21 protein-coding genes and 1 pseudogene are annotated in these 26,699 nt (G+C 65.8%); 9 read left to right on the top strand and 13 right to left on the bottom strand.

The features are described from left to right. Positions 1-19 precede the first annotated feature (19 nt). Complete coding sequence (gene dctP / locus IPM80_08490) at positions 20-1,072, bottom strand: TRAP transporter substrate-binding protein DctP (GenBank protein MBK8958464.1); 1,053 nt, start codon at positions 1,070-1,072, stop codon at positions 20-22. A gap of 159 nt (positions 1,073-1,231) precedes the next feature. Between dctP and IPM80_08485 the strand changes: the two genes are divergently transcribed. Then, entirely contained in the window at positions 1,232-2,290 is a 1,059-nt protein-coding gene (locus IPM80_08485; GenBank protein MBK8958463.1) for a TIGR03617 family F420-dependent LLM class oxidoreductase, read from the top strand. Between the two features lie 10 nt (positions 2,291-2,300). Here the strand turns inward: IPM80_08485 and IPM80_08480 are convergent, their stop codons facing one another. From IPM80_08480 to IPM80_08470, 3 genes are all read right to left on the bottom strand, one after another. Further along, positions 2,301-2,966 (bottom strand): hypothetical protein, encoded by a 666-nt coding sequence (locus IPM80_08480; protein MBK8958462.1) that lies wholly within the window; start codon positions 2,964-2,966, stop codon positions 2,301-2,303. A 338-nt stretch (positions 2,967-3,304) separates the two neighbouring features. Then, a complete protein-coding gene (locus tag IPM80_08475) occupies positions 3,305-4,105 on the bottom strand; it encodes a hypothetical protein (protein ID MBK8958461.1) in 801 nt (266 codons plus the stop codon). Positions 4,106-4,132: 27 nt separating this feature from the next. Beyond that, positions 4,133-5,014 carry an LLM class F420-dependent oxidoreductase gene (locus tag IPM80_08470; GenBank protein MBK8958460.1) on the bottom strand — a complete coding sequence of 294 codons (882 nt, stop codon included), beginning with the start codon at positions 5,012-5,014 and terminating at the stop codon, positions 4,133-4,135. 223 nt (positions 5,015-5,237) lie between these two features. Between IPM80_08470 and IPM80_08465 the strand changes: the two genes are divergently transcribed. Beyond that, a complete protein-coding gene (locus IPM80_08465) occupies positions 5,238-7,652 on the top strand; it encodes an MMPL family transporter (protein MBK8958459.1) in 2,415 nt (804 codons plus the stop codon). Positions 7,653-7,993: 341 nt separating this feature from the next. Next, positions 7,994-8,735, top strand: a pseudogene (locus tag IPM80_08460) (alpha/beta hydrolase). Between the two features lie 54 nt (positions 8,736-8,789). Here IPM80_08460 and IPM80_08455 read toward each other — a convergent pair. From IPM80_08455 to IPM80_08445, 3 genes are all read right to left on the bottom strand, one after another. Then, positions 8,790-9,011 (bottom strand): hypothetical protein, encoded by a 222-nt coding sequence (locus IPM80_08455; GenBank protein MBK8958458.1) that lies wholly within the window; start codon positions 9,009-9,011, stop codon positions 8,790-8,792. Between the two features lie 76 nt (positions 9,012-9,087). Next, a complete protein-coding gene (locus tag IPM80_08450; protein ID MBK8958457.1) occupies positions 9,088-10,563 on the bottom strand; it encodes an acetyl-CoA acetyltransferase in 1,476 nt (491 codons plus the stop codon). After that, positions 10,560-12,038, bottom strand: a complete 1,479-nt coding sequence (locus IPM80_08445) for an acetyl-CoA acetyltransferase (protein MBK8958456.1) — start codon at positions 12,036-12,038, stop codon at positions 10,560-10,562. The genes IPM80_08450 and IPM80_08445 overlap by 4 nt, the downstream gene beginning before the upstream one ends. Positions 12,039-12,211: 173 nt before the next feature. Between IPM80_08445 and IPM80_08440 the strand changes: the two genes are divergently transcribed. The 3 genes from IPM80_08440 (at position 12,212) to IPM80_08430 (ending at position 15,998) form a co-directional block, all read left to right on the top strand. After that, positions 12,212-13,804: a hypothetical protein gene (locus IPM80_08440; protein ID MBK8958455.1), complete on the top strand. Its 1,593-nt coding sequence runs from the start codon at positions 12,212-12,214 to the stop codon at positions 13,802-13,804. 1 nt (position 13,805) lies between these two features. Continuing rightward, entirely contained in the window at positions 13,806-14,060 is a 255-nt protein-coding gene (locus IPM80_08435) for a hypothetical protein (GenBank protein MBK8958454.1), read from the top strand. Positions 14,061-14,147: 87 nt separating this feature from the next. Next, the gene (locus tag IPM80_08430) at positions 14,148-15,998 is read left to right on the top strand and encodes a hypothetical protein (protein MBK8958453.1); all 1,851 of its coding nucleotides are present in this window, start codon (positions 14,148-14,150) and stop codon (positions 15,996-15,998) included. 16 nt (positions 15,999-16,014) lie between these two features. Here the strand turns inward: IPM80_08430 and IPM80_08425 are convergent, their stop codons facing one another. The 5 genes from IPM80_08425 to IPM80_08405 are packed head-to-tail and all read right to left on the bottom strand — an operon-like array spanning position 16,015 to position 19,764. After that, the gene (locus tag IPM80_08425; GenBank protein MBK8958452.1) at positions 16,015-16,494 is read right to left on the bottom strand and encodes a nitroreductase family deazaflavin-dependent oxidoreductase; all 480 of its coding nucleotides are present in this window, start codon (positions 16,492-16,494) and stop codon (positions 16,015-16,017) included. A gap of 29 nt (positions 16,495-16,523) precedes the next feature. Beyond that, positions 16,524-16,907 (bottom strand): nitrile hydratase accessory protein, encoded by a 384-nt coding sequence (locus tag IPM80_08420; protein MBK8958451.1) that lies wholly within the window; start codon positions 16,905-16,907, stop codon positions 16,524-16,526. After that, complete coding sequence (nthB, locus tag IPM80_08415; GenBank protein ID MBK8958450.1) at positions 16,904-17,563, bottom strand: nitrile hydratase subunit beta; 660 nt, start codon at positions 17,561-17,563, stop codon at positions 16,904-16,906. Before nthB ends, IPM80_08420 begins: the two co-directional genes overlap by 4 nt. 9 nt (positions 17,564-17,572) lie before the next feature. Continuing rightward, entirely contained in the window at positions 17,573-18,226 is a 654-nt protein-coding gene (nthA, locus tag IPM80_08410; protein ID MBK8958449.1) for a nitrile hydratase subunit alpha, read from the bottom strand. Between the two features lie 20 nt (positions 18,227-18,246). Then, positions 18,247-19,764 carry an amidase gene (locus IPM80_08405; GenBank protein MBK8958448.1) on the bottom strand — a complete coding sequence of 506 codons (1,518 nt, stop codon included), beginning with the start codon at positions 19,762-19,764 and terminating at the stop codon, positions 18,247-18,249. Between the two features lie 214 nt (positions 19,765-19,978). Here IPM80_08405 and IPM80_08400 point away from each other — a divergent pair, with 214 nt between their 5' ends. Beyond that, on the top strand, positions 19,979-22,000 hold the full coding sequence (locus IPM80_08400; GenBank protein ID MBK8958447.1) for a hydantoinase/oxoprolinase family protein: 2,022 nt from the start codon (positions 19,979-19,981) through the stop codon (positions 21,998-22,000). A gap of 31 nt (positions 22,001-22,031) precedes the next feature. Further along, positions 22,032-23,837: a hydantoinase B/oxoprolinase family protein gene (locus tag IPM80_08395; protein ID MBK8958446.1), complete on the top strand. Its 1,806-nt coding sequence runs from the start codon at positions 22,032-22,034 to the stop codon at positions 23,835-23,837. Positions 23,838-23,998: 161 nt separating this feature from the next. Here the strand turns inward: IPM80_08395 and IPM80_08390 are convergent, their stop codons facing one another. Then, positions 23,999-24,466: a carboxymuconolactone decarboxylase family protein gene (locus IPM80_08390; GenBank protein MBK8958445.1), complete on the bottom strand. Its 468-nt coding sequence runs from the start codon at positions 24,464-24,466 to the stop codon at positions 23,999-24,001. A 265-nt stretch (positions 24,467-24,731) separates the two neighbouring features. Between IPM80_08390 and IPM80_08385 the strand changes: the two genes are divergently transcribed. After that, complete coding sequence (locus tag IPM80_08385) at positions 24,732-26,684, top strand: GGDEF domain-containing protein (protein MBK8958444.1); 1,953 nt, start codon at positions 24,732-24,734, stop codon at positions 26,682-26,684. The last annotated feature ends 15 nt before the right edge of the window (positions 26,685-26,699 follow it).

The following is a 26,699-nucleotide window of genomic DNA, read 5'->3' as shown; positions in this document are numbered from 1 at the left end:
GTGGTCGGCGCGGGGCTGTTCAAGGTGAGACCTCCGTGGCCGGCGCAGGGCCGGCGTTGTCGCTGCCGGGCGCGGCGGCCGGCGGCTCGTCGTGCCGCGCCGCTGCCTCATCGTCCGGCGGCGTGACGCCGGCTTTCAAGGCCAGCGCATGCAGCTCGCGCACTTCGTCGCCCGGGTTTTCGCCGGCCAGCGCCCACACGCCGCGCGCCCATTCGCGTTTCACCTGGCGCGCGCCCTTGTCGCACAGCGAGGTGATCTGCATGCCGGTGACGTTCAAATCGTTCATTTCAGCGGCCGCCACTTTCTTGAGCCTCGTGACGGCCTTCTGCTCGAGCTTGGCGCCCTGTTCGAGCAGCAGTCGCTGCAGATCGAGCGGCAGGTTCCGCCACGTGTCGAGGTTCATCAGCAACAGGTGGCTGGCGACGCCGAACGTCGGGCGCATGATGTAGCGGTTGACTTCATACCACTTGAATTGCGCCGCGCCGATGGTCGACCACGCCACGCCATCGATGGTCTTGTCGCGCAGCGCGTCGTGCACCGCCGCGATGGGCAGCGACACCGGCCGCGCGCCCAGGCTTTCGAGCAAATGTTCGTAGGCGGGCGCGGCACGTATGGTGCGGCCTGCCAGTGAGCAGCTCGCGGTCAGCGGTTCGCGCAGGAATACCTGGTAGCCGCTGCTCGCCACCGGGATCGCGAGCAGTTTCAGTCCGTGCCTCTGATAAGCCGCGTCGACCGCGTCCCACAGGCCGGCGCTGTGCAAGGTGCCGGGATCGGCTTCGATGGCGTCAAGCGCGAGGCCGATGCCGGTGACGTCGAGATGAAAGGCGCCGTGGGTGAACAGCAGATCGAAAATACCCAGCGACACCGGCGGCAATTGTTCGAAGGCCGGGATGCTGTCCGGCCCGGTGAGGGTGAACGTCACTTCGCCGCCCGATGCCTCGTCGACCTTGCGCGCGTAGCGTTCGGCCATCTGCCGTACTACCGGGTAGCTTTCATCCCACGACATGAGCATGCGCAGTTCGAGGGCGTGGGCGGCGGGCGGCTTGCCCAGCAGGGCCAGGGTCACAGCCACGAGTAATCGGCGGAAACAGCGCATGGCGGGCATTATCGCGAAGCCCATCCGCCGGTGCGAATTTATTCGCGCCGCGCCGTGGCTACGTGGTGTCCATGCCGGTCTGGAACCTGCACTTGAAATCGCACCTACAATGGCCGCTCATACAGGAGGGCGCCCATGAAACTCGAAACCCTGCTGCCGCTCGGCAAGGTCGACCCGGGACTACGCGAGCCGGGTACGCCGTTCGACATCCACGCCGTCGCCGGCGATGCGCGCCTGGTGGAAGCGCTGGGCTACGACAATCTCATGTTCGAGGAGACCAAGCACGATCCCTACGTGGTGATGGCGCTCGCCGCGCAGGCCACCACCACGCTCGGCATCGGCACGGCGGTCGCGATCGCCTTTCCGCGCAGTCCCACCGTCACCGCCATGAGCGCCTGGACCTTGCAGAAATTGTCCGGCGGCCGCTTCACGCTGGGGCTCGGCACCCAGGTGCGCGCGCATATCGAACGTCGTTACGGCATGGCGTGGTCGGCGCCCGGGCCATGGATGCGCGAATATGTCGAGGCCGTGCGCGCGGTGTGGGCGGGCTGGCAGCACGGCCGCCAACCGCGCTTCGAGGGGCGGCATTATCGAATCAACCTGTCGGTGCCGCTGTTCGACCCCGGCCCGCTGGAACACCCCGACATTCCCATCCACGTGGCGGCGGTCAACCCTTACATGTGCCAGGTGGCGGGCGAGGTGGCCGATGGCCTGCGTCCGCACCCGGTATGCACGCCGCACTACATCCGCGAAGTGATGTGGCCGGCCGTGCGTGCCGGCGCGGCGCGGCGCGGCCGCAAGCTGGATGACTTCGCGCTCAGCATCAAGCCGCTCATCGCCACCGCGCCCGATGCCGAAACCCTCGCCGAACGTATCCGCGACGTGCGCGCGCGGGTGGCGTTCTATGCGTCCACCCCGGCCTACCGCGCGGCGTTCGCCGCCCATGGTCTGGGCGACCTGGCGGACGAACTCAAGCACCTGTCGCGCGCGCAGCGCTGGGAACAAATGCCGAGTTACATTTCCGACGAGGTGCTGAACGAGTACGCCTGCGTGGCGACCTATGACGACATCGCCGAGCTGTTGGCGCGCCGCTATGGCGGCCTGGTCAGCAACGTGGAGTTCAGCATTCCGGTGCGCAACGAGCACGACGCCGAGCTGTTGCGCGGCATGATCGCGCGCCTGCGCGCGGCGTGAGCGGGTTGGCTCAGTCGCGTCGGCGCGAGCCGAGGTGTGAGTAATAGAAGGCGTCGCACAGCGCGCAGATGGTGTGGGAGATGCACGCCGGCGGATGTTTGATCCAGGCCGGCACCCAGTCCCAATGCCCGACGCGGCTGCGACGCTCGACGCGACGGCAATGCGCGCATTGCTTGATGACGCCGTCTTCGGTTTCGTAGTGCTGGAGGTCCGGGGCCGCAATCGGATGCGTGGTTATGCTGTGCGGCGCGGCGACCAGCAGCGAGTGTACGAGCATGTAGCCACGCTTGTCGGGCAAGGCGAAGATCTGCAGCGCGAAGCGACGGAATTCATCGGCGCTCGAGCATTCGTATTCGTGGGTGTAGGGCGCGAGCGATTGCTGGGTGGTCGGCGCGTTCTCCAGCAGGTCGGTGAAGAACGGCCGCAGGCTGTCGGAGATGGCGGCGAAGTAATTGGCGCCGAGGCTCCAGTGGCTGTCCACCGCGCTGCCACCACCGTTGGCATGGGCGAATACGGACCAGGCCGGATTGACGTAGGCAATCGTGCCGTCGGGCCACAGGCCCGCGGCCGGCCATGGGTGTTGCTCGAGATCGTCCCAGTTGAAACAGCGGCCCGCCAAATCCGCGAAAGCGGGGTCGATGCGATGCGCGAAATCCCTGTCGACGTGTGCGTTCATGCTCGACCGCGACGAGGTCGGTGCTCCGGTGTTGGTGTGCGCTGAGCTTCGTGGCAAGGCGCCGGTCGCATGATGATCCCGGTCAAGCGCCGATGTTTTTCGTTCAGAGCCCGAGCGCCGTCAGGCCGGGATGATCATCGGCCGGCATCGGTGGCGAGGTCGAAGGGTGGTAACGGTGGACGCGGACTGTCGGCGGGTGGCATGGGGCTGCTCCTGCACGGATGATCTGGCGTGCTTTTCGATTGCAGGCGCGAATTTATTCGCACATTGATTGGCAGGCCTGCGCAGTCAACGCAGGCACTGAATGCGCGAAAAAAATCTTCACCCACACGTAATGCTCAGTGCGGTTTCGCCGCATCCCCCATCACTGCCCGCAGTTCCAGCATCGGCGCCTGGCTCACTTGTATGAGGCCACGGCGCGGCCGGTCGAGATCGATGATGAGATAGGTCACGAGCACGATCAGCGCCACCAGCAGCATGCTGGCGAGCGGCGGGCGATGGGCGGCGATGCCGGCACTGTAGCCGAGCACGCCGGCGGTCACGCCAAAGGTTGCGAACAGGATCCACAGCACCACTTCCGGCACATGTCGCGAAAGGTGGGCATTGCGGCTGCCGAAGGCATCGATGCTGTCATTGAGCGCGGCGACGAACAGGCCGGCAGTGACCGGATTCTGATCCTTGGCGACCACCCGCGCGACGGTCTGCCACAGGGCGTCCTGCAGCTCGCTGCCGGCGCCGAGGCTGGCATTGCGAGCGGTGCCCTGGGACAGCGCTTCATGCCCTTCATCGACGCGCGTATCGACGTAGCGGCGTAGCAGCGTGCGCAGTTCGCCGCGTTCGGGCTCGGCCACCAGCGCGGTGCGCAACCAGGTGGTGCCGATGGCGTTGGCCTCGGTGACCACCGCCACGCTGCGCGCGTCGTAATGCTGCAGGGCCACCGCGAATGTAAAGCCCATGATCAAGGCCAACAGCCCGAGCAACGAGCCCTGCACCGAGTTGATGTGGGTGCGCAGCGCATCACTGGTGGTCAGGGCCTGGGGCCGGCCGAGCCGGTAGCCGAGTTCCAATGCCGCCAGCATGCCGAGCGCGAGGCCGGCGCTGATGAGGCCGGCATCGTGGTTGTAGAGCATCTCCAGCATCGCCTTGCCCGGTCGCCGGCGCGTCCGTCAGGCGAGCAGCGTGGCCGCGAGTTCGTCGAGCTCGCGACATTGCTCGTCGGCGCTGCGCGTATTGAGCCAGATCACCACCTGCTCCGCGCCGATGCGTTCGAATTCATCGATATGTCGTCGTTTGCGCCATTGTCCTGTCGCGCCCAACACCGTCACACGGATCGTGTCGGGATCGCGGCCGGCCTGCTGCGCAAGCTCGCGCAGCTGCGCCCGACCGTCCGCCACCTGCGCCACGCTGTTGGCGACCGGCAACCAGCCGTCGCCGTAGCGCACGATGCGCTGGAACACGCGCTTGGCCCATTCGTCGTTGAACATGATGCTGCCGAGGTAGATGGGCGGATGCGGACGCTGGGCGGGCTTGGGATAGCAGCGCACCGGCGCGACCTCGTAATACTTGCCATGGAACTCCGATTGGTCGGCGGTCCAGCACGACTTCATGACTTCAATTGCTTCACGCACCTGCGTCCAGCGGTGGTCGAAGTCGCAGCCGAACAGCTCCGCCTCTTCGCGGTTCCAGCCGGCGCCGATGCCGAAGTGGAAGCGGCCGCCGCTGAAGCTGTCGAGCGAGGCGATTTCCTTGGCGAGGTGCAGCGGATGGCGTTCCGGCACCAGCAGCACGGCGGTGCCCACTTCGATGCGGGTGGTGGCGGTGGCGGCACGCATCAGCGCAATCAAAGGGTCGGGCATCTGCCACAGGTAATCGGGATCGGGTTCGGTGTCGGGATGGGGATTGCCGGGATAGGACACCGAGTAGGTGACCGGCAGCACGGTGTGATCGGGCACCCAGTACGACGCGAAGCCAAGATCTTCCGCGTGACGGGCGACCCGCGCCGGATCGGCAAGCGCATCGGGCAGGATGGAAAACACACCGACTTTCATACCGAGCTCCCCTGTTGCATGTGTCGAGTTGAATCGAGCATAAGCGCAGGGCTCCGGGCGCCGCAACGCCAGACCGCGTTCGCGACGCGCTGCGCTCCATACAGGAAGGTATGTGTAAACGAAGTTGTCGCGGCTCGAAAAATGGCGGTAGACCGGTTATGGTGCCGGCCGCGACAGGTTCCATGACAGTTCCCGCCCACGTCCCGCCAGAGGCTCATCGTCCATGAATTTCCGTCTTGCCCATTGGATCATGGCGCGCCGTGGCGCGGTCAGCATTGCCTTCGTGATCCTCACCCTGGTCTTCATGGGCGGTCTGCCCACGGTCCAGATCAAGACCGTGTTCAAAGACCTGCTGCCGATGGACGACCCCTTCGTCAAGCTCTACCTGGCCCATCCGACCTTCGGCAACCCGATGACCATGGCCATCATGGTCAAGCGCAAGAACGGCGACATCTACCACTCCGATACGTTGCACAAGGTGTGGAACCTGACGCGCGACATCGACAAGGCGCCGAGCATCGATCACGACCAGATCATTTCCATCGCGACCGAGAAGCTGCGCTATGCCGAGGCCACCTCCGAGGGCGTCGACTCCAAGCCGGTGATGAACGACTGGGTGCCGAACACCGACGCCGAGATGCTGGACTTCAAGCGGCGCGTGAACATGTCCATCAACGCGCGCGCCTACTTCATCTCGCCGGACGAGAGCGCGACGCTGATCAACGCCGCGTTTCAAGACACCATCGAATACGGTGAGTCCTTCGCCTACGTGCAGAAGCTGGTCGAGGCGGCGCGCGACGAGAATCATGACGTCTACCTGGTCGGGCAGCCGGTGCTGACCGCCTGGGTCTACAAGCTGCAGAAGCAGACCTACGCCATCTTCGGTGTGACGGTCGGCGCGTTGGTGCTGGCGCTGGTCTTCTACATGCGCAACATCGCCGGCGTGGTGACGCCCATCGTGTGCACGCTGGCGGCGGGCCTGTGGGGCTTCGGTTTCATCGGCTGGCTGGGAAGGCCCATCGAACCCTTGCTCATGATCGTGCCCTTGCTGCTGGTGGCGCGTTCGTTTTCGCACTGCGTGCAGTTCATCGAGCGCTACTACGAAGTGCTGATGCACCTCAAGGATCGGGTCAAGGCCGCCGAGGTCACCATGGGCCTCATGATGGCGCCCTCGGTGCTGGGCATCATGACCGACGTGTGCGGCATCGTGTTCATCGCCATCGCGCCGATACGCACCATGATCAACCACGCGATCTTCTGCGGCATGTGGGCGCTGTGGATCATTCCGACCGGCGTGTTCATGTGCGCCATCCTGCTGTCCTACCTGCCGGTGCCGCGCAACATGGAGGAAATCATCGGCGGCAAGGACAATGAGTCCGGCATCCACCTGCTGCAGGATCGATTACTCCATCGCATGTCGCGTCTGACCTTCGGACCCTCCGCGCGCTGGACGGCGCTGGTGGTGATCCTCATCAGCGCCTATGCCGGCTACCTCGGCAGCCAGATCAAGATTGGCAACCCGGTCGAGGGCAGCAACCTGTTGTGGCCGGATTCCGAATTCAACACCGGCGTGCGCGCGGTCAATGCGCATTTCCCGGGCTCCAATACGCTGGAGATCGTGCTGGAGTCCAAGACCGACAACATCGACTACCGCGTGGCCCTGCAACCCGACGCGGTGAAAGTGCGCACCGAGCTGCAGCGCGCGCTGGAAGCCGATGCCACGATGCCGCCGCGCGCGACCCTGTCGTTCACCGATTACATGTCCGAAACCACGCGCCTGGTGGCCGGCGGCAATCCCAAGTGGGCGCAGTTCAATCTCGACCCGGACACCGTGCACTCGGTGGGCTTCGCCACCCAGCTCGGCACCAACACCATCAACTTCGGGCACGTCGCCAATTTCACTTTCCAGCATTCGACGGTGTCGGCCTGGTACAAGGACAACAAGCAGGAAACGGTGGACGCCGCGCTCGATGCCGCGCGCCGCGCGGTGGCGGCGGTCGGTGAAGACCACCCCGACTTCAAGGTGCGCCTCGCGACCGGCGTGATCTCGCTGCAGCAGGCCATGAACAACGTCGTCGAGCGCTATCACACCATCATCATGGTGATGGTGAACCTGGCGGTGATGGTGCTCGCCATCTGCGCCTATCGTTCGCTGGTGGCGGCCATCATCCTGTTGATCCCGGTCAACCTCTCCAACATCTACCTGGTGGCCGCCATGCAGATGCTGGGCGTCGGTCTCGACGTCAATGCCGGCATCGTGGCGGTGATGGGCGTCGGTGTCGGTATCGACTACGGCATCTACCTGTTGTCGCGCATCGTCGAGGAATATTCCGCCCACGGCCATGACGTGAAGAAGGCCATCAACGCCGCCATGACCACCACCGGCAAGGCCATCATGTTCACCTCGAGCATCATGCTGGTCGGCATCCTGCCGTGGTATTTCCTCTCGGATCTGAAATTCATGGCGGACATGGGCATCCTGCTGGTGGCGGTGATGCTCATCAACATGCTGCTGTCGCTGATCGTGCTGCCGTTGCTGGTGTGGTTCATCCAGCCGAAGTTCATGAAGCGCACCGATCTGATGCTCGGCGAGAACATCGACCTCGCGCAGTTCGCCGCCAAGGTCGACGGCGTCTAGGCAGCGCGTCATTCTCCGTATGGCTGATTCCGCGTGGCGCGATCAGCCTCGATAATGGCGCTTCGACCCCCACGCCGAGGCGCCCGCATGTCCAGCACGCTCGATGTCACGCCACTCGTCGACGCGCAAGTGGCGGCGGCGCTGGCGGCGCTCGATCTGCGCCTCGGTGAGCTGTCCGACGCCACGCTGCCCGCGGCGAGGGGCGCCGCGCGGCGCAGCCCGTGCCGCCGCTGTCCGATGCCGTCGAACGACGCGACTACGCCGTGCCGGCGCGAGCGCCGGTCAGTGTGCGCGTGCATCGCGAGCGCAAGGCCGACGGGCTCCTGCCATGCATCTACTGGATGCATGGCGGCGGCCTCGTCCTCGGCACCAATGTCGGTGACGACCTGCGCTTCGACCGCTGGTGTCCGCACCTCGGCTGCGTGGGCGCCTCGGTGGAATATCGATTGGCGCCGGAAAACCCCTACCCGGCACCGCTGGAGGATTGCTACGCGGGCTTGCAGTGGCTGCACGCCAACGCCGCGCGCCTCGGTATCGATGCGACGCGCATCGGCATCGGCGGCGCCAGCGCCGGTGCCGGCCTAGCGGCGGGCCTCGCGCTCCTGGCCCGCGATCGCGGTGAACTGCCGGTTGCCTTCCAGGCGCTGATCTATCCCATGATCGATGACCGCCAGGTGACGGTATCCAGCCAATGGAACGACCCGGTGTGGCCGCCGGCGGCCAATCGCTATGGCTGGGACAGTTACCTCGGGGACTTGAAAGGGGACGCGGTGCCCTGCTATGCGGCCGCCGCGCGCGCCACCGATCTCGGCGGCCTGCCGCCGACCTTCATCTCGGTCGGCGCGCTGGACGGCTTCGCCGATGAGGACATCGACTACGCCAACCGTCTACGCCATGCCGGCGTGGCGGGTGGAACTGCACGTCTATCCCGGCGCGCCGCACGGCTTCGATGGCCTGACACCAGGCACGGCCATCGCCAAGCGCGCGAACCGTGACATCAGCGAGTGGCTGGCGAGGCAGTTGCCTGTAGGTGGATCGTGGTCAGACTTCAGTCTGACACTTGTGACCGCAGGCGCCGTGTGAGTGTCAGACTGAAGTCTGACCCACAATGAAATGCACAAACCACTGCGCAAGCGCTCAACAGCCACGCGTGATGACGAATTCGTCCTCGCCGCTGGCTTCGATCTGGAATTCGATGAAGCTCATGAGATCCTTGCGCGTGCGGCCCTTGAGCATGTGGCCGAGCAGGGTGGCGAGCAGCGCATCGGCCATGGATTGCGGACTCATGCCGCGATCCTGCTCGGCGGTGTCCAGCGCCTGGGCGATGCATTGTCTAGCGACGTCGTATTCACCTGCCACGGCAAAGTCTCCTGGGCCAGTCGTTGGAATGGGCGCTTAGCCTGCATGGCGGGCCGTGGTCGGCGCTTGACCCACGTCACGCGGACGGGAGTTTGAGACGCTCGCCGTCGACCTCGCAGCGGCGTCCGACCCATTCCTCGCTTTGCATGGCGGCGACGAGCGCCGCGTCGTCGGTGCTGGCGAGCACGCGTTGTCCGGCGGGGGTGTTCAGCAGCGCCACGCCGCGTGGCCGGCTGTCGCGCCCGTGCAGCACGGTGTAGCCGGCAAGCTCGGCGCTGCCGGTATAGTGCGCGCGCACCTCGACGGTGGCCATCGCCGCCGCCACTTCGCCGCTCACATCGACGTGCAAGAAGGACATCGGCGATGGGCGGCGCGACCACAGGCCGAAGCCCTGCTTGGTCAACACGCCCGATACGCTGCCCACCAGCGCCATGCCGTCGGCGCGTTGGCGCAGCAATTCGGCGCTGCGCGCCGTCGCCTGCAGCACGTAGTTGTTGTACGGCCCGCCGGCAAAGGGCATGCCGCCGGTCACCGTGAGCGAGCGCGACAGCGGCACCGACAGTGCTTCCGCATAGGTTTCCACCGCGACCGGAAAGCAGCTGTAGAACTCGATGAGGCCGATGTCCTGCGCGTTGAGCCCGAAGGGCTCGAGCACCGCGCGCCCGGCGATGCCCGCGCCCGCACAGCGCGACAGGTCGGCGCGCGCCGACACCGGCACCATGTGGTTCGACTCGCTGCTGGCCAGCGGGTAGACCCAGTGCGACGCCGGAATGCCCAGCGCCGTCGCGCGTTCGACGGAACAGAACAACAGCGCGGCGGCCTGGTCGACATTCCAGGTCGACACATGTCGCCGTGTATAGGGAAAGGCTTGCATGGGATTGCGCGCGCCGGCATCGCGAATGTCGGCGGCCGACCAGGCTTCGCGATGCCAGGCATGGGGATTGGCGGCGGCCGTCGCGCTGAAGCGCGCGTAGAGTGCTGCCAGGAGATCGCGATGCTCATCGACGCGCCAGCCATGGCGCGCGCGAAAGGCGCTCTCCAGCATCGCGTACAGACCGACAGGCATCTTGAGGCCGGCGCGCAGTTCCAGCGGGTGGCGCAGCTCGTCCTTGGGCGCGATGAACACATCGGGTTCGTCGTGCTGCTCGCGATCACGCAATTCGATACCGGCCAGCTGCGCGCGCAGCAGCCGATAGCCGGCGTCGGCGCCGGTCACGAGCGTGGTGTGGGCCTCGCCACGCGCGATGGCCGCGCAGGCGTCGCCGAGCAGGGTCTGCTGCAGCACGCCGACGGTGGAGAGCACCGTGGTGACCTGGTTCGCGCCGATGTGTCGCGCAATTTCGCCGGCCGGATTGCGGTACTGCCAGCGCCCGCGCGGCACGGCGATGCGCGTGACGCCGGCGAGCGCTGCCGGCTGGCCGCAGTCGCGGCCCGCGGCGGCGACCGCCTCCTGCATGAGGTCCAGCGGTTCCAGCGCGCGACGCGGGTCGTCTTCGCGGCGCGTGGCAATGCCCACGCCGACCAGGACCGGCGTGCGGGCCGCGGCGCTCACGCCGACTGCTCCTTGAGCAGCGTGCCTTCGACCTGCATCACGCGGCCGACGTACTCGTCGCATTCGAGACGTGCGATCAGCGCCGCGTCGTCGCTGCGGGTCAGCACGCGCGCGCCGTTGGCGGTGTCGACCAAGGCCACGCCGCGCGCGCCCTGGTCACGACCGCGCAGCACGGTGTAGCCCGCGACCTTGACCGCGCCGTGAAAAGTGTCGAGCACCTCGACGGTGCGCGCCTCGGCGGCGACCGCGGCGCTGACATCGGCGTGCACGAAACCGCGCGGCCCCGGCGCTGTTGCCCACAAGCCGAAGCCCTGCTTGGTCAACATGCCGGACACGCTGCTGACCAATGCACTACCGTTGCCGCGCGCACGTAACAACTCGGCGGCGCGACAGCTCGCCTGGAACACGTAGTTGTTGAACGGGCCGCCGGCGAAGGGCATGCCGCCGGTGAGCGTGAGCGGCCTTGAGTCCGCGATGCCGAGCGCCTCGGCATAGGTTTCGACCGCGATCGGAAAGCAGCTGTAGAGTTCGAGCAGCGGCACGTCGTCGATGGCCAGGTCGGCGGCGGCGAGCGCCGCCGCGCCGGCCACGCGCGCGCCGATGCAGCGCGTCAGGTCGGCGCGCGCGCTGACCGTCATCATGTGATTCGATTCGACGCTCGCCAGCGGGTAGATCCAGCGCGCGCGAGGAATGCCGAGTTCCAGCGCGCGCGCTTCGGAACAGAACAACAGCGCCGCCGCCTGATCGACATTCCAGGTCGAGCAATGGGCGCGCGTATAGGGGAAGGCCTGCATGGGGTTGCGTGGGCCGGCGTCGCGGATGGCCTCGACGCTTTGCACGGTGCGTGTCCAGGCGTGGGGATTGGCGGCGGCGATGGCGCTGAATTCGGCCAGCATGCGCGCCACGCGCTCGCGGTGCGCGGCCACCGACCAGCCGTGGCGGGCGCGATAGGCGCTCTCGAGAATGGCATACAGGCCGACCGGCATTTCAAAGCCGGCCTGCGATTCGACGGCATGAAACAGCTCTTCCTTGGGCGCCAGGTAGATGTCCGGCGCGTCGTCCTGTGACCGTTCCGTGGCCTGCGTGCCGACCAACTGCGCGCGCAACAAGCGATAGCCGGCGTCGGCGCCGGCCAGCAGCGTGGTATGGGCTTCGCCACGGGCAATGCGCGCGCAGGCCTCGCCAATCAGGCTCTGCTGCAATACCCCGACGCTGGCCAGCACCGTGGTGGCGTGGCGGGCGCCAATGGCGCGGGCCAGCTCGCCGGCCGGATTGCGATAGCTCCAGCGCCCACGCGGCACGCCGATATATTGCGTGCCGGCCACGAGTTCAGCGCTGCCGGCGTCGATGCCGGCCGCTTGCACGGCCTCCAACATGAGGTCCATGGGTTCGAGGGCAGCCGTCCAATCATCTTCGCGGCGGGAGGTGACGCCGATGCCGACCAGCACCGGGGTGAGCGAGGGGCTGAGTCTCATGGAAATTATGGGGTGTCGCTCTCAATGCCATGAATTGATGGTGGGTGTGGCCGACCGTTCCGAGCCGGGTGCGGCGCATAATACGCTACACTCGCTTGGACCATGTGGCGCGCCTGCCGGCCTTTCCGGCCGCTTGCGTACTGTTCTCCATAACGGAATATTCGTGAAACACCATGGCTAAGATCGTTCCTTACACGCCCACCACCACCATCACCAAGGCCTTGTTCGATTTCGACGTGATGGGGCTGGACGAATTCCGGCTGCGTGGCCCGATCCGCGTTTCCCTGTCCGATTCCTTCGTGGCTGCCGAAGCCGAAAAACTCGGCTTCTACCCCGACCTCTACAGCGCCGACGGCGCGCGCGTGAACTGGAACGCGGCGGCCCTGCCGACCGGCACCACGCTCGCCAGCAATGTCGAACAGACGCTGGAGGTCATGGCGCAATTCGCCAATCTCGATTTCCGCTGGCTGGGCGAGATCGAATCGATCGGCGCCGACAAGGTCATCAACCCCGCCGACGTCGGCGCGGCGCACCTGTCCGATATCAACATCTCGCTGGTTCGTCGCAACATCGTCGGCTGGGTCGGCATCTCGGGCGTCGGCTCCGACGACATCTTCGAATACGAAGGTGCGGCCGGCGACGTCTACATGAACAAGGCCTTTCTCAGCGATGCGGGTTTCGGCGTGGGTTCGCCGAGCCGCACCATACTCATGCACGAGTTGATGCACTCGCTCGGCATGTCCCATCCGCACAGCGACATCATCAACGGCGTACTGATCATCACCGGCGAATACGCCCAGACCCACAGGCTCGGCTTCGACAAGCTCGGCTTCCAGATCGATTCAGCGCAGGACATGTATCGCGAGTATTTCTCGATCATGTCCTACGACGACGAGAACCCGTTCGAGGAAGCGCACACGCCGATGATCCTCGACGTCATCGCCCTGCAGCAGGCCTATGGCGAAGGCCCGGGCACGCAGACCAATGGCAGCGGCACGTCGACCACCGGTAACGACACCATCCTCGCCGGCACCGCCGGTTACCGGGTCTACTTCGACAGGGGCGGTAACGACACCATCGACCTGTCGGCGTTCACCGCCGGCGCCTACCTGCACATGGGCACCACCATCACCGGCGCCGCGCACCTGGTCGGCGTGGCGATGTCACTCAACGAATACACGCTCATGAGCGCGGATCGTGGCGATCCCTTGAACCTGCGCTGGTTCTACGGCGAGTTCGAGCACGCGACCGGCTCGGCCGCCGCCGACCGCATCGTCGGCAACGGCCGCGCCAATCAGATCTTCGGCATGGACGGCGCCGACAAACTGTATGGCGAGAACGGCAACGACATCCTGACCGGCGGCACGGGTTCCGATCTGCTGTCCGGTGGCAAGGGCAGCGACCGACTGCTGGGTGGCATCGGCAACGACACCGCCGACTATGCCAACGCCGGCTCGAAGGTGACGGTGAACCTCAATCTCGTCGCCGCACAGGACACCCTGGGCGCGGGCACGGACACCCTCAACGGCGTCGAAAGCCTCATCGGTTCGAATTTCAACGATCGCCTGATCGGCAGCGCCGAGGCCAACACGCTGTCGGGCGGCAAGGGCCTCGACACGCTGCGGGGTGGGGCCGGCGACGACACGCTGAACGGCGGCGCGGGCGCCGACAAGCTCAGCGGCGGCCGCGACCAGGACACCTTCGTGTTTCGACAAATCGGCGCTTGGCAGCATCGATCAGGTCCTGGATTTCAGCAGCGCCGATGACGTGCTGCGCCTCGACAACCGCCTGTTCACGCGCCTCGCCGAAGGCGCGCTGCGCGCCGGCAACTACCACGAGAGCAGCAACGGACTCGCGCACGACGCCAACGACTTCATCAACTACAACACCCGTACCGGCGCCTTGTCCTACGACGCCGACGGCACCGGCAGCGCTGCGCCGGTGCAGTTCGCCACGCTCTTCGATGGGCAGGGCGGCCATGGCGCGCTGCTGCTGGCGGCGAGCGATTTCATCGTGGTCTAGAACAGCGCCGTCGGTGCGGCGTGTCCCGCGCCGCGTGCCGACGACACGCTTCACGACTTCATCCGCCCGGCGGCGAGCGCGTTACTCATGGCCTTGTTCATAACCTACACGCCCACCACCGCCATCACGCGCGCGTTGTTCAACTTCGATGCCGTGGGCGCCGGCAACTACATCGTCAGCGGCACGGTGCGCGTATCGCTGTCCGATGCCTTCACCGCGGCCGAACAAGCCAGCGCGGATTTCTATCCCGACATCTACAGCGTCGCGGCCGCCGAGGTGAATTGGAGCACGGCCGTTCCGCAGGGCGGTACGATGGCGAGCAGCGTCGAGCAGACGCTGGCCATCATCACGCAGTTCGCCAACATCAGCTTCGACTGGCGCGGCGACATCGACACCCGCGGCGCCGATACCGTGGTGTCGCCCGCCGACGTCGGCGCGGCCAACCTGTCGGACATCAACATCTCGCTGATCAGCCGCGCCGACGTCGACTGGGTGGGGCTCGCCGACGGTGATGGCGATGGCACGCTCGGTTACCAGGGCGCGGCCGGTGACGTCTTCATCAACGCCAGCTTCCTTTCCGACACCACTTTCGGTCTCGCCTCGCCGGCGCGTACCACGCTAATGCACGAACTGCTGCACTCGCTGGGCCTCGCCCATCCCCACAGCGATTTCGTCAATGGCGCGCCCGTCATCACCGCTGATTACGCCGCCACGCGCACGCTCGGTTTCGACAAGCTCGGCTTTCGCACCGCCACCGCGCAGGACATGTACAAGGAATATTATTCCATCATGTCCTACGACGACGGCAACTTCTTCCAGGAAGCCCACACGCCGATGATCCTCGACGTGATCGCCCTGCAACAGGCCTATGGCGAAGGACTCGGCACGCAAACCAATGGCAGCGGCACCACCACCACCGGTAACGACACCCTCACCGCCGGCACCGCGGGCTACCGCGTCTATTTCGATCGAGGCGGCAAGGACACCATCGATCTCTCGCTGTTCGAAAGCGGCGCCTACCTGCACCTGGGTACGACCATCAGTGGCGCCGCCCACCTGGTCGGGGTGGCCATGAGCCTCACCGACTTCACCAAGCTCGACCTGGTCGGCAGCGATCCGCCCAACCTGCGCTGGTTCTACGGCGAATTCGAAAACGCCAAGGCGACGGCGGCGGCCGACCGCGTGATAGGCAACGCCCTGGCCAACCACATCACCGGTCTCGGCGGCGCCGACAAGCTCTACGGCGCGGCCGGCAATGACGTGTTGGACGGCGGCGCCGGCAAGGATCTCTTGTCAGGGGGCGCCGGCAACGATCGCCTGCTCGGCGGCGCGTCCAGCGATATCGCCGACTACGGTGTCGCCAGCGCGCGGGTGGTGGTGAGCCTCGCCATCGGCGTCGCCCAGAACACCCAGGGCGCGGGCATCGATACCTTGACGGCCATCGAGAACCTCACGGGTTCGAATTACGGTGACCGCCTGAGCGGTAATGCCGGTGCCAACAGTCTCGCCGGCGGCAAGGGCGGCGACGCCTTGCTGGGCGCGGCGGGCAACGACATCCTGAACGGCGGCATGGGCGCCGACAAACTGACGGGCGGCAGCGGCAAGGATGTGTTCGTATTCGACAAGACGGCCGTGAGCGGTATCGACCAGGTACTCGACTTCCGCGGCGTCGATGACACGTTGCGTCTCGACAATGCGCTGTTCACCCGCCTGTTCACGCCCGGTGCGCTCGCCGCCGTCAATTACCGCGAGAGCAGCAACGGCCTCGCGCGCGACGCCAACGACTACATCAACTACAACACCCGTACGGGCGCGCTCTGCTACGACATCGATGGCAGCGGCAACGCTGCGCCGCTGCACTTCGCGACCTTGTTCGACGGCCACGGCGGCCATCCGGCCGCGAGCGCGCTGTCGGCGCTGGATTTCGTGGTGGTGTGACGAAGCCGCGCGGCGCTTACCGCCGTTCCAGCCGGAACAGCGGAATGACGCGGGTGGTACGCGCCTGGTAGTCGCGATAGGCGGGATAGTGGCGGGTCATGAGTTGCCACAGGCGCTCGTGCTCGGCGCCGGTGGCCAGCACCGCGCGCGCCTTGAAGACTTCCGGCCCGACCTGCACTTCGACATCCGGCGTGGCGAGGAGGTTGTGATACCACTGCGGATGGCTTTCCGAGCCGCCCTTGGAGCCGACGATCACGAACGCGTCGCCATCGCTGCCGTACAACAGCGGATGGATATAGGTCTTGCCCGACTTGCGCCCGACGGTCTTCAACAACAGGCAAGGTACGAGACCCTGACCGCCGACCGCCGTTGAATCCCACTGATGACCTTCACGCCCGCCGCTCTCCTGGTAGCGGCGCACGTGCTCGCTGATCCAGTCGGGGACCGCGCCCTGGTCGAGCGCGTCTACGGTTTCGATGAGGATGTTGTCGGTCATGTCTTGCGGCGGTGGATTGGCACGGCGCTTCAATCGTGCTTCCTGTGTTTGTCCTTTTTCTTTTCGCCCTTGCCGTGCTCGACCGGCCCGCCCTGGGCCATTTCCAGCGCCACCTTGCGGCCGCGGATCTCGCCGGCGCCGGCCAGCGCCTTGTTGGCCACCAGCTTCTCGGCGGCCGACAGCCACAGGAGATAATACTGGCTGCCGTCGTCTTCGGCGCCGGCGGCCTTGATCTCGCTGCTCAACTGCTCGGTCCACTCGGCCCAGGTGTAATGGCCCTGCTGGAACAGGTGCACGACCAGCGCAAAGGCCTTAGCTTCCCACGGAAAATTGAAAACGATTTCCTGCTCGGCGTTGGTCGGCACCAGGGGGATGTCCCGTACCGGCGGGACGCCTGCTGACGCGCCGCTCATGCCGGCATCAGGTAATCGTCGAACAGGTCGACGTACACCGAATCGTTGCGCGAGGCCTTCGGGCCCCACAGTTCCTGCGCGCTGAAGTACACGCTGTAGCAATGCTGGGGCTTCTCGCCCTTGCCGTGGGCGTGGGTATCGGGAAACAGGAACACGCCGTGGTCGCGGTCTATGCAGCCGAGCTTGTCGCGACAATAGCGCGGCAGGCGCGTGTGACCGACCGGGTTCATGTTCTTCACCACCACCATGTCGCCTTCCTTGAACTTGGGTTTGACATCCATGTCGACGCGCACGCTGGAGCCGATGAGCACGATTTTCGGCACCGCTTCCGGTGCGAGGGCTGGTGTCGCCTTGGGCGACTCACCGATGGCGTGGCCGGTGCGCAGTTCCTCGGCGGTGAGGATGCCTTTTTCCATGGCTAGCGTTTCAAACCCGTGCAGCCAGTGTTCGTAATAGGACGACTGCAGGTAGTTGGCCGCGCCCATGCGTTCGATGGCGTGGCGGAATTCGTCGACGTTGAACGCGCCGGTCGCCGACAGCGGCGCGAACAGGCCGAACACGCGCGCTTCCCAGTCATGATGAAAGACCGGCTCGTCCTTTTCGGGATTGACCGGCCCGAAGCCGTGCATGCCGCCGAGATCGTGTATGCCGTTCATGGCCGGGCCTCAACGCTTGGGCGGCGCCAGCTTGGCGACGCCTATCATGGAGTCGCGCGTGACCAGCGCCGCCAGTTCTTCTTCACTCATGCGCTCGGTACCGGCCGGACGTTGCGGCAGCACCATGTAGCGCAGCTCCGCGGTGCTGTCCCACACCCGCACTTCCACGTCGTCGTCGAGCTTGACGCCGAATTCTTTCAGCACGCCGCGCGGGTCGCTGATCACGCGCGAGCGATAGGGCGCGGCCTTGTACCAGGCCGGCGGCAGGCCGAGGGTCGGCCACGGATAGCAGGAGCACAGCGTGCACACCAGCACGTTGTGCACGGTGTCGGTGTTTTCGACCACCACCATGTCCTCGCCCTGGATGCCGGAATAGCCGAGCTCGGCGATGGCGGCCGTGCCGTTGCTGAGCAGGCGCTGCTTGTAGTCGCGGTCGACCCACGCCTTGGCGACCACGCGCGCGCCGTTGTGCGGGCCGACCTTGGTCTCGTAGGTGTCGATGAGTTCATCGACCGCGATCGGATCGATGAGGCCTTTTTCGGCCAACACCTGCTCCAGTGCCTTCACGCGCAGTTCCGGATCGGTCAGTGGCCGGTTGCCGTGCGGGTGATGATGATCGCCGTGGTGATCGTGGTCGTCGTCGTGGCGATGATGGTCGCTCATGCCTGTTCCTTGGGAATGAATTAAATCGTGTAGCAGCCGGTCGATTCGAAAGCGTGTGCCGCGCGCAGGATGGTGCTCTCGTCGAAGTGGCGGCCGATCAGCATCATGCCGATGGGCAGACCATTGGACATCGCGCAGGGCACGCTCATGGCCGGATGGCCGGTGACGTCGAAGGGCGCGGTGTTGTTCAGCATCTCGAGCGCGCGTGCGACGTATTCCTCGCGCGGGCAGTGCTTGTCCGGGATGGGCGTCGCTTTCATCGGCATGGTCGGCATCAGCAGCAGGTCGTAGTCGGCGAGCAGCGCGTTGTAGGCTTCGCGCAGCTTCCAGCCGAGGTTCTGCGCCTTGGCGTAGTAGCGGCCGTGGTAGTGGTCCTGCATGTACTGGCCGAGCAGCATCACGACCTTGGTGGTTTCGGAAAGATCGTTCGGCCGCGACAGGCGGCCGCGCGCGAAGCTGTCGAGCAGGCCGACGTTGTAATAGCCCTTCCAGTTGGTGCCCATGCTGTTGCCCTTGACCATGAGGGCGGTGGCGCCCTCGATGGCGATGCCGTTCCAGATGGCAAGGCCGTCGCGATGCATGGGAATGGAGACCTCGTCCACCACCGCGCCGAGCTGCTTGAACAGCTCCGCCGATTCGCGCACGGCGTTGTCGCTGTCGGCTTCCGAGCTGCCCGGCCAGGCGAAACCTTCGCTCACCACGCCGATGCGGAGATCGGTGACATCGCCGGTCAGGGCGCGCGTGTAGCGATCGACGCGCACGTTGCGCTGGCGCGGATCCATGCCGTCTTCACCGGCGATGACCTCGAGCAAGGTCGCACAATCGGTGACGCTGCGCGTCATCGGGCCGAGGTGGTCGAGCGTGATCTCGATGGGGAAGGCACCGGTGTAGGGCACCAGGCCATGGGTGGGCTTGAGCCCGTAGATGCCACACCAGGCGGACGGCATGCGTATCGAGCCGCCCTGGTCGCCGCCGATGGCCATGTCCACCGCGCCGCTCGCGACCAGCGCCGCGCTGCCGCTGGACGAGCCACCGGTGCTGCGCGCGACGTTGTGCGGATTCAACACCGGCGGCGTGTCGCAGGTATGGCTGGCGCCGGAGAAGCACAGGCTTTCGCATACTGCCTTGCCGGCGATCTCGCCGCCCGCGTCGAGAATACGCGTCACCAGCGTGGCATCGATGTCAGGCACGTAACCTTCCAGCACCGCGGTGCCGTTCATCATCGGCACGCCGGCCACGCAGATGTTGTCCTTGATGGCGACGGTGCGACCCTTGAGCTTGCCGCTCTTGGCGCCCTTGATGGCGCAGCGGTAGTACCAGGCATTGAGCGGATTATCGGCCGGCTCGGGGCGCCACGCCGCGCCGCGCGCATGGGCCACCGGCGGCTTGGGTTCGACGATGTCGTCGATGCGTTCGTAGGCGGCCAGCGAGCCCTGCATGAGACCCTGGAAGGACAGGAGGTCGTCGTCCGACAGGTTGAGGCCGTATTGTTCGGCGATTAGCGCGATGTCTTCCAGCGTGGGCGCTTTGATTCTCATGGCGGTCTGGCATCCCCCTGCGGGCCGTGGCTGGCGTCAATGTACACTTTTAACATTGATCGGCAAACCGTGGGGAATCACAGGTTTATGTCCGTCCGCCAGTGTTCGCGCGCGGCGCGCCGTTACCGCTATCATGGCGCCACGCGCGGCACTCGCCGCGCGGAATATTTCGATAACGTTGGCCGGCGCACGGGCCGGTGGAGGGTGCTGTCACATGTGGCGTGTTGGTATTGATGTCGGTGGAACGTTCACGGACCTTTTCGCCTGGGAGGATGGCAGCAGCCGCCAGTTGACTTCCAAGGTCCTCACCACCAAGCACGACCGCGCGGTCGGCGTGCTGAACGCGATCCGCGAAGCCGGCATCGAGCCGTCCAGCATTTCCCATCTCATGCATGGCACCACCACCGCCACCAATGCGCTGATCACGCGTGACTACCCGGAAGCGGCGATGATCACCACCGACGGTTTTCGCGACACCATCGAGATCGGGCGCCAGCATCGCGAAGCGCTGTACGACCCCTACCAGCAAAAGCCCAAGCCCATCATCAAGCGCCGCTTCCGCTACACCATCGACGAGCGCATGGATGCCAAGGGCAAGCCGGTGCGGCCGCTGGACCGCGCCAAGGCGCTGGCCATCGCCGAGAAGATCAAGGCTGCCGACATCAAGTCGGTGGCGATCGCTTTCATCAATTCCTATGTCAACGCCGCGCACGAGAACCAGATGCGCGACATCGTGCTGGAGGTCAATCCCGGCATCTACTGCGTGACCTCGGCCGACACGCGACCGGTGTTCCGCGAACATGGCCGTTTCGCCACCACCGCCATTCGCGCCGCCACCATTCCGGTCATGGAGCGCTATTTCAACCGCCTCGAGGCGAGCTTGAAGGAGGCCGGCTTCATCGGCCGTCTCATGATTTTGAAGTCCAGCGGCGGCATCACCGGCGTCGACTACGCCAAGCTGCATCCCGAGGAGCTGATTGAATCCGGCCCGGCCGGCGGCGTGGCCTACGCGGCCTATCTCTCCGAGCTGAAGGGCGATTGCCCCAATATCATCCATACCGACGTCGGCGGCACCAGCTTCGACGTGTCGATCGTCGAGAACGGCAAGGGCCTGGTCACGCGCGACCACGAAATCGAGTGGGAGATCCCGGTCATCGTGCCGATGCTCGACATCCACAGCGTCGGCGCCGGCGGTGGCTCGATAGGCTGGGTGGACGAGGGCGGTTCGCTGCGCGTCGGGCCGCACAGCGCCGGCTCCGAGCCGGGCCCGGTGTGCTACGGCCGCGGCGGCAAGCTGCCGACCATCACCGATGCCAACCTGCTGCTCGGCCGCATCGAGCCGACGCTGGGCGGCAAGATGCAGCTCGACAAGGCCGGCGCCGAGGCCGCCATGGAGCGCCTCGCCGAGGAATTCGGCCTGTCGGCCATCGAGACCGCCGACGGCATGATCCGCATCGGCTGCGAGAACATGGCGCAGGCGGTGAAGAAGGTCATCGTCGCGCGCGGTCGTGACCCGCGTGACTTCATCCTCGCCAGTTTCGGCGGCGCCGGCGCCATGCACGCCTGCTTCGTCGCCGATTCGATGAACATCCCGCGCATCATCGTGCCGGCCGAGGCCGGTGTGGCGTCGGCCTTCGGCGCCACCGCCATGGACTTGCGCCACGACCTCGAGCTCTTCTATTTCTCGCCGGTGGCCGACGCCGATGTCGCGACCATCAACCGCATGTTTGCGCAGCTCGAGAAGGACGCCCTGGCGCTGCTCGAGGCCGACGGCCTCAAGGCCGCCGACATCAAGCTCACCCGCTCGGCGCAGATGCGTTACGTCGGCCAGAGCTACGAGGTGGAGACGCCCATCCCGTCGGGCACCCTGACGGCGGCCGACCTGCCGGCCATAGCGACCGCCTTCCACAAGTGCCACGAGATGGAGTTCGGTGTCAGTTCCGACGACTTCGCGCCGGCCATCGTGGCGCTCGGCGTGACCGTGGTCGGCAAGACCGCGCGGCCGCCGGTGAAGAAGCCCGAGGCCGCCGGGCGTGACCCCATCAAGGGCCGCCGCCAGGTCTATTTTGACCGTGCCTGGCACGAGAGTAACATCTACGACGGCCATGCCTTGGCCGAGGGCGCCACGGTCCAGGGCCCCTGTATCGTCGAATTCGAACACGCATGCGCCGTGCTGCCGCCGAACGCTTCCGGCACCATCGACGCTTACGGCAACATGATGATCTCACTGTCCTGAACAGTCGTGATACCGACTGAAGGAGTCTTCGATGGATAAGAAAGTAAAAGTTGATACCGCCGTCATCGAGCAGACCAAGGTCGACCCGGTGACCTTCGAAGTTCTGCGCAGCATTTTCGAATACGCCAGTGAGCGCATGTCGACGGTGCTGAAGCGCGCTTCGTTCTCGCCCATTCTCGCCGACATGGTCGATTTCTCGAATGCCATCTACGACTACGAGTGCAAGCTGTTGTCGCAGGCCGCCAACTGCCCGATACATCTCGCGGCGATGAAGTTCAGCGCCGAGGCCATCGTCGCGCAGTATCCGCTCGAGACCATGCAGCCCGGCGATGTCTACGTGTTGAACGACCCCTACAAGGGCGGCACGCACATCAACGACATCACCTTCCTGTCGCCGATCTTCTTCGACGGCGACATCATCGCCTTCGCCGTCAGCCGCGGACACTGGATGGATCTCGGTGGCGGCGCGGCCGGTGGCCAGGCGTTCGGCGGCACCCACATCGCCGGTGAAGGCCTGCGCCTGCCGCCCTTGAAGCTGTTCGAGGCGGGCAAGGTGCGCGAAGACCTCCTGGCCATCATCTTGAACAACACGCGCACGCCGTTCTACGTGAAGGGTGACACCCAGGCCCACGTCGGCGCGCTCAAGGCCGCCACCCAGGAAATGGAACGCGCCGCCGAGAAGTACGGCATGGCGACCTTGAAGGCGGCCATGAAACAGCTGCAGGAGTACACCGAGAGGATCGTGCGCAAGTCGATTGCCGACATGCCCGACGGTGAATACGAGGCCGAGGAATACGCCGATACCGACGGCCATTCCGACAAGCCGATCCCGATCAAGGTCAAGCTCATCATCAAGGGCACCGACATCACGGTCGACTTCAGCGGCACGCCGGGCGTGGTCAAGGGCGCGATCAATTCGCCCTATGCGAACACCGCCTCGGCCACGCTCTATTCGCTGCAGTTCTTCCTCGCGCCCCACGCGCCGCAGAACCAGGGCATGTTCAACCCGATCACCATCAAGCTGCCGGAAGACTGCTGGCTGAACGCCAAGTGGCCGGCGCCGACCATCGGCTGCACCACGCTCACCTCTTCGAAGATCACGAGCGCCATCTGGCAGGCGCTGGCCAAGGCCTGCCCCGACAAGGTCACCGGCTCGACCAACGCCGAGTGCAACTGGTTCGTGTCGTCGGTGGTGGCGCCCGACGGCGCCAGCAGCGTGTTCTCCGATCTGCCGGCCGGCGGCTGGGGCGGCACGCCCTATGGCGATGGCATGAACGTGACCGAAGACGCGCTCGGCAACTGCATGAACATGCCGGCGGAAACCGCCGAGCTCTTGTTCCCGATTGCCTACGAGGCTTTCGAACTGCGCACCGACAGCGGCGGCCCCGGGCGTTTCCGCGGCGGTCTCGGCGCGGTGTTCAAGGTGCGTTACCTCGCCGATGGCGAACTGTCGATGGAATCGGCGCGCACGCTCGAAGGCAGTCCCGGTGTGAACGGCGGCGCGCGTTCCGACGTGCAACGCCAGATCAAGATCCACGCCGACGGTTCGCGCGAAGTGATCGGCGGTCTCGATGGCAAGGGCGGTTGGAAGAGCCCGCTGCTGGCGAGCGTGCCGTTCAGCTACGGCGAAACCTTCATGTTCGAATCAACCGGCGGCGGCGGCTGGGGCAGCGCCCTCGAACGCAGCGTCGCCAGCGTGCTGGATGACGTGCTCGACGAATACATTTCGGTCGACGCCGCGCGCAAACACTACGGCGTGGTAGTCGATGCCAAGACCATGAAGGTTGACGAGGCTGCCACCGACAAGCTGCGCGAGGAGATGCGTCGCGCGGCGTAGGTTCTTGGCGAGGCGGCCGCTCCTGCGGCCGCCTCGCCATCGATTGTGGGTCAGACTTCAGTCTGACATCCAATCACAGCCTTCAGAGAAAGGTTCAAGGTGTCAGACTGAAGTCTGACCCACAAGGACCTCACATACCGCAAATGCCGGTGCGACTGCCTTCACGGCTGCTTCGCCTGCTCGGGCGTGATGTTCCTCTCGGCGAACACGTCCTTCACCACCGCCAGACCATTCAAGGCCGCCGGGAAGCCGGCATACACGGCCATCTGCGTCACCACTTCCACCACTGCTTCCGGTTTGCAGCCGGCGTTCAGGGCGCCGTTGACGTGGGCGGTCAATTGGCGCTGGGCAAAACCCTGGGTGGTCAACGAGGCCACCGTCACCAGTTCACGCGTGCACAGGTCGAGCTGCGGGCGTGACACCACCTGACCGTAGGCGAAGTCGGTGATCCACTGCGCGAGATCGGGCGAGGTTTCGGCGACGCCGGCCAGCGCCTGGGCGGTGGTGCCGCCGGTGATGACATCGAGCGCCTGTTTGCCGCGGGCGCGATAGTCGGGCGCGGAGTTGCGCTCGGCGGCCACGGCGGTGGCCGTGAGCGCAATGAGCAGGGCGGCGGTGAGCGTTCTCATCATGGCGAATTCCTTGTGTTGGCGGGAGGTGACCCGAGGCCATGCACGTGCATGGGCGGCACTCGGGCAGCGCGCACTCTAGCGCCGATGTCGCGCGGCCAAGAACCGTCTATCGGGGAATAGCGAATATATCGAATACGCGCCGGAACATTAGCGCCGCGTCTTTGCACTGGACGCTCCGAGGGGCGGGCCTTACCCTAGGGCCACAAATTAAACAATAAACCGCGGCCAGCCCAACCACTGCTGTCCCCGGTGACATAACAAGATGCATCGCTACACCTCCAACGCCGGCCGCGTTCCGGCTTGGCGACGGCTGCTCGTGCTCGGCTTGTTGCTGCTGGTCAGCCAAGCCTGGGCGGGCGCGCTGTCGCCGCTGACGTGGCCCGCCGACAGTGCCGGACATCTCGCCATGGACGGCCGCTACGCCGTGCTGGTCGACGGCGCGCGCGCGCTGAACGTCGACGCCGTGCTCGCCGGTCGCCACGACGCCGAGTTCATTCCCGCCACGCGTCGCGACACCAATTTCGGTTTCACTCACGCCGAGGTGTGGCTGCGTTTCGTCATCCGCTACACATCGGCGAACAGCGCACCGCCGGTGCTGGTGCTGCCGCGTCCCTTGATCGACGACGTCGATGTCTATGCCGTCGACGCCTCGGGCCGTAGCAGTCACGTCGCGACCGGCGACAACCACCCCTTCAGCACGCGGCCCATCGCCTATCGCGGATTTGCCTTCCTGCTCGACGTCAAGGCGGGTGAGACGGTGACCTATTACCTGCGGGCGCGCAGCGAAACCGGCGCGATTTCCCTGCCCATCGAGTTGATGGACAGCGCGACGTTTCGCGCCGACAGCACCTCGGAAAATTACCTGCGCGGCGCTTTCGTGGGTTTCATGATCGGCTTGGCGCTGTGCGCGCTGACCCTGTTCGCGCTGGTGCACAACGTCGCCTACGCCTATTACTGCCAGTACCTCGTGGCGTTCGTGCTGCTGTTGTGCGCGGTCGACGGTTACGCCATGCAGTTCCTGTGGCCGAACGCACCGCTGGCCCAGCAGGTCCTGCCGGCCGCGCTGCTGGCCTTGACCAATGTCACCGGCACCCTGTTCGCGCGTACTTTCCTCAACCTGCCCGAAGTGACGCCCGCCAGTGAACCGTGGTACGCGCTCGGCGCGCTCGCGAGCGCGGCGGGCATGGCGCTGCACGTGTTTCACCACGGCGCGCTCGGCGTCTCGGTGATGATGGTGACCAGCGCGGTGTTGGGCCCGGTGGCACTGTGGGGCTGCGTGCAGGCCTGGCGTGCCGGCGACCGCATCGCCGGCTACCTGCTGTTCGGCTGGCTGGCCTTCATGTTCGGCATGAGCGTCACGCTGCTTGACGTGGTCGGTCTCATCGCCACCACCGAGTGGACGGCCAACGGTGTCTACTTTGGCGCGCTGGGTGAATTCGTGGCGCTCGCCATCGGCCTGTCGGAGCGCCTGTGGAAGCTGCAGCGCGCCCGCGAGACCCACATCGCCGCGGTCAATGCCGATCTCGCCGCGCTCAACGCCAATCTCGAAGACATGGTCAAGAGCCGCACGCGCGAACTCGAAGAGCGCAATCGCGAACTGCTCGAACTGGCGGTGCGCGACAGCCTGACGGGGCTCTACAACCACAGCACCGCCATCGAATTACTCGAGCAGTTGCTGCATCAGAGCCAGCGCTACGAGTTTCCCATCGCGACGGTGATGGTGGACATCGACAACTTCAAGCAGCTCAACGACACCTACGGCCACCAGTTGGGCGACCACGTGCTGGAAGAAGTCTCGCAGACGCTCGCCGAATCGGTGCGCGGCGCCGACGTGGTGGGGCGCTACGGCGGCGAGGAGTTCCTGATCGTCATGCCGCATGCCGACGCGCTGGCGGCGCGCGAATACGGCGAGCGCCTGCTCGGCCTCATTCGCGAGATCCACATCGGCAACAACCACATCAGTGCCAGCATCGGCGTGTCGGTGTTCCATCCGCGCGGCCATCGCGCCTCGGCGCAGGATGTCATCCGTCGCGCCGACGAAGCGCTGTACCGTTCCAAGCGCGAGGGACGCGACCGCCTGACCATCGACAGCCTGAGCCTGGTGAGCGTCAAGGGACAGCGAGCGCCGCTTCGAGAAACCGCCGCCGCGCTCCTAGTCCGGGGCGGCCCGCGCCGCGCCGCATGCCGCATTTCCGCCCGCGCCGGGAAGCAATGAACGGCGACTCCGGGT

This window comes from Pseudomonadota bacterium, assembly GCA_016719885.1.
Classification (GTDB): Bacteria; Pseudomonadota; Gammaproteobacteria.
This window is presented reverse-complemented; position numbering and strand designations above follow the sequence as displayed.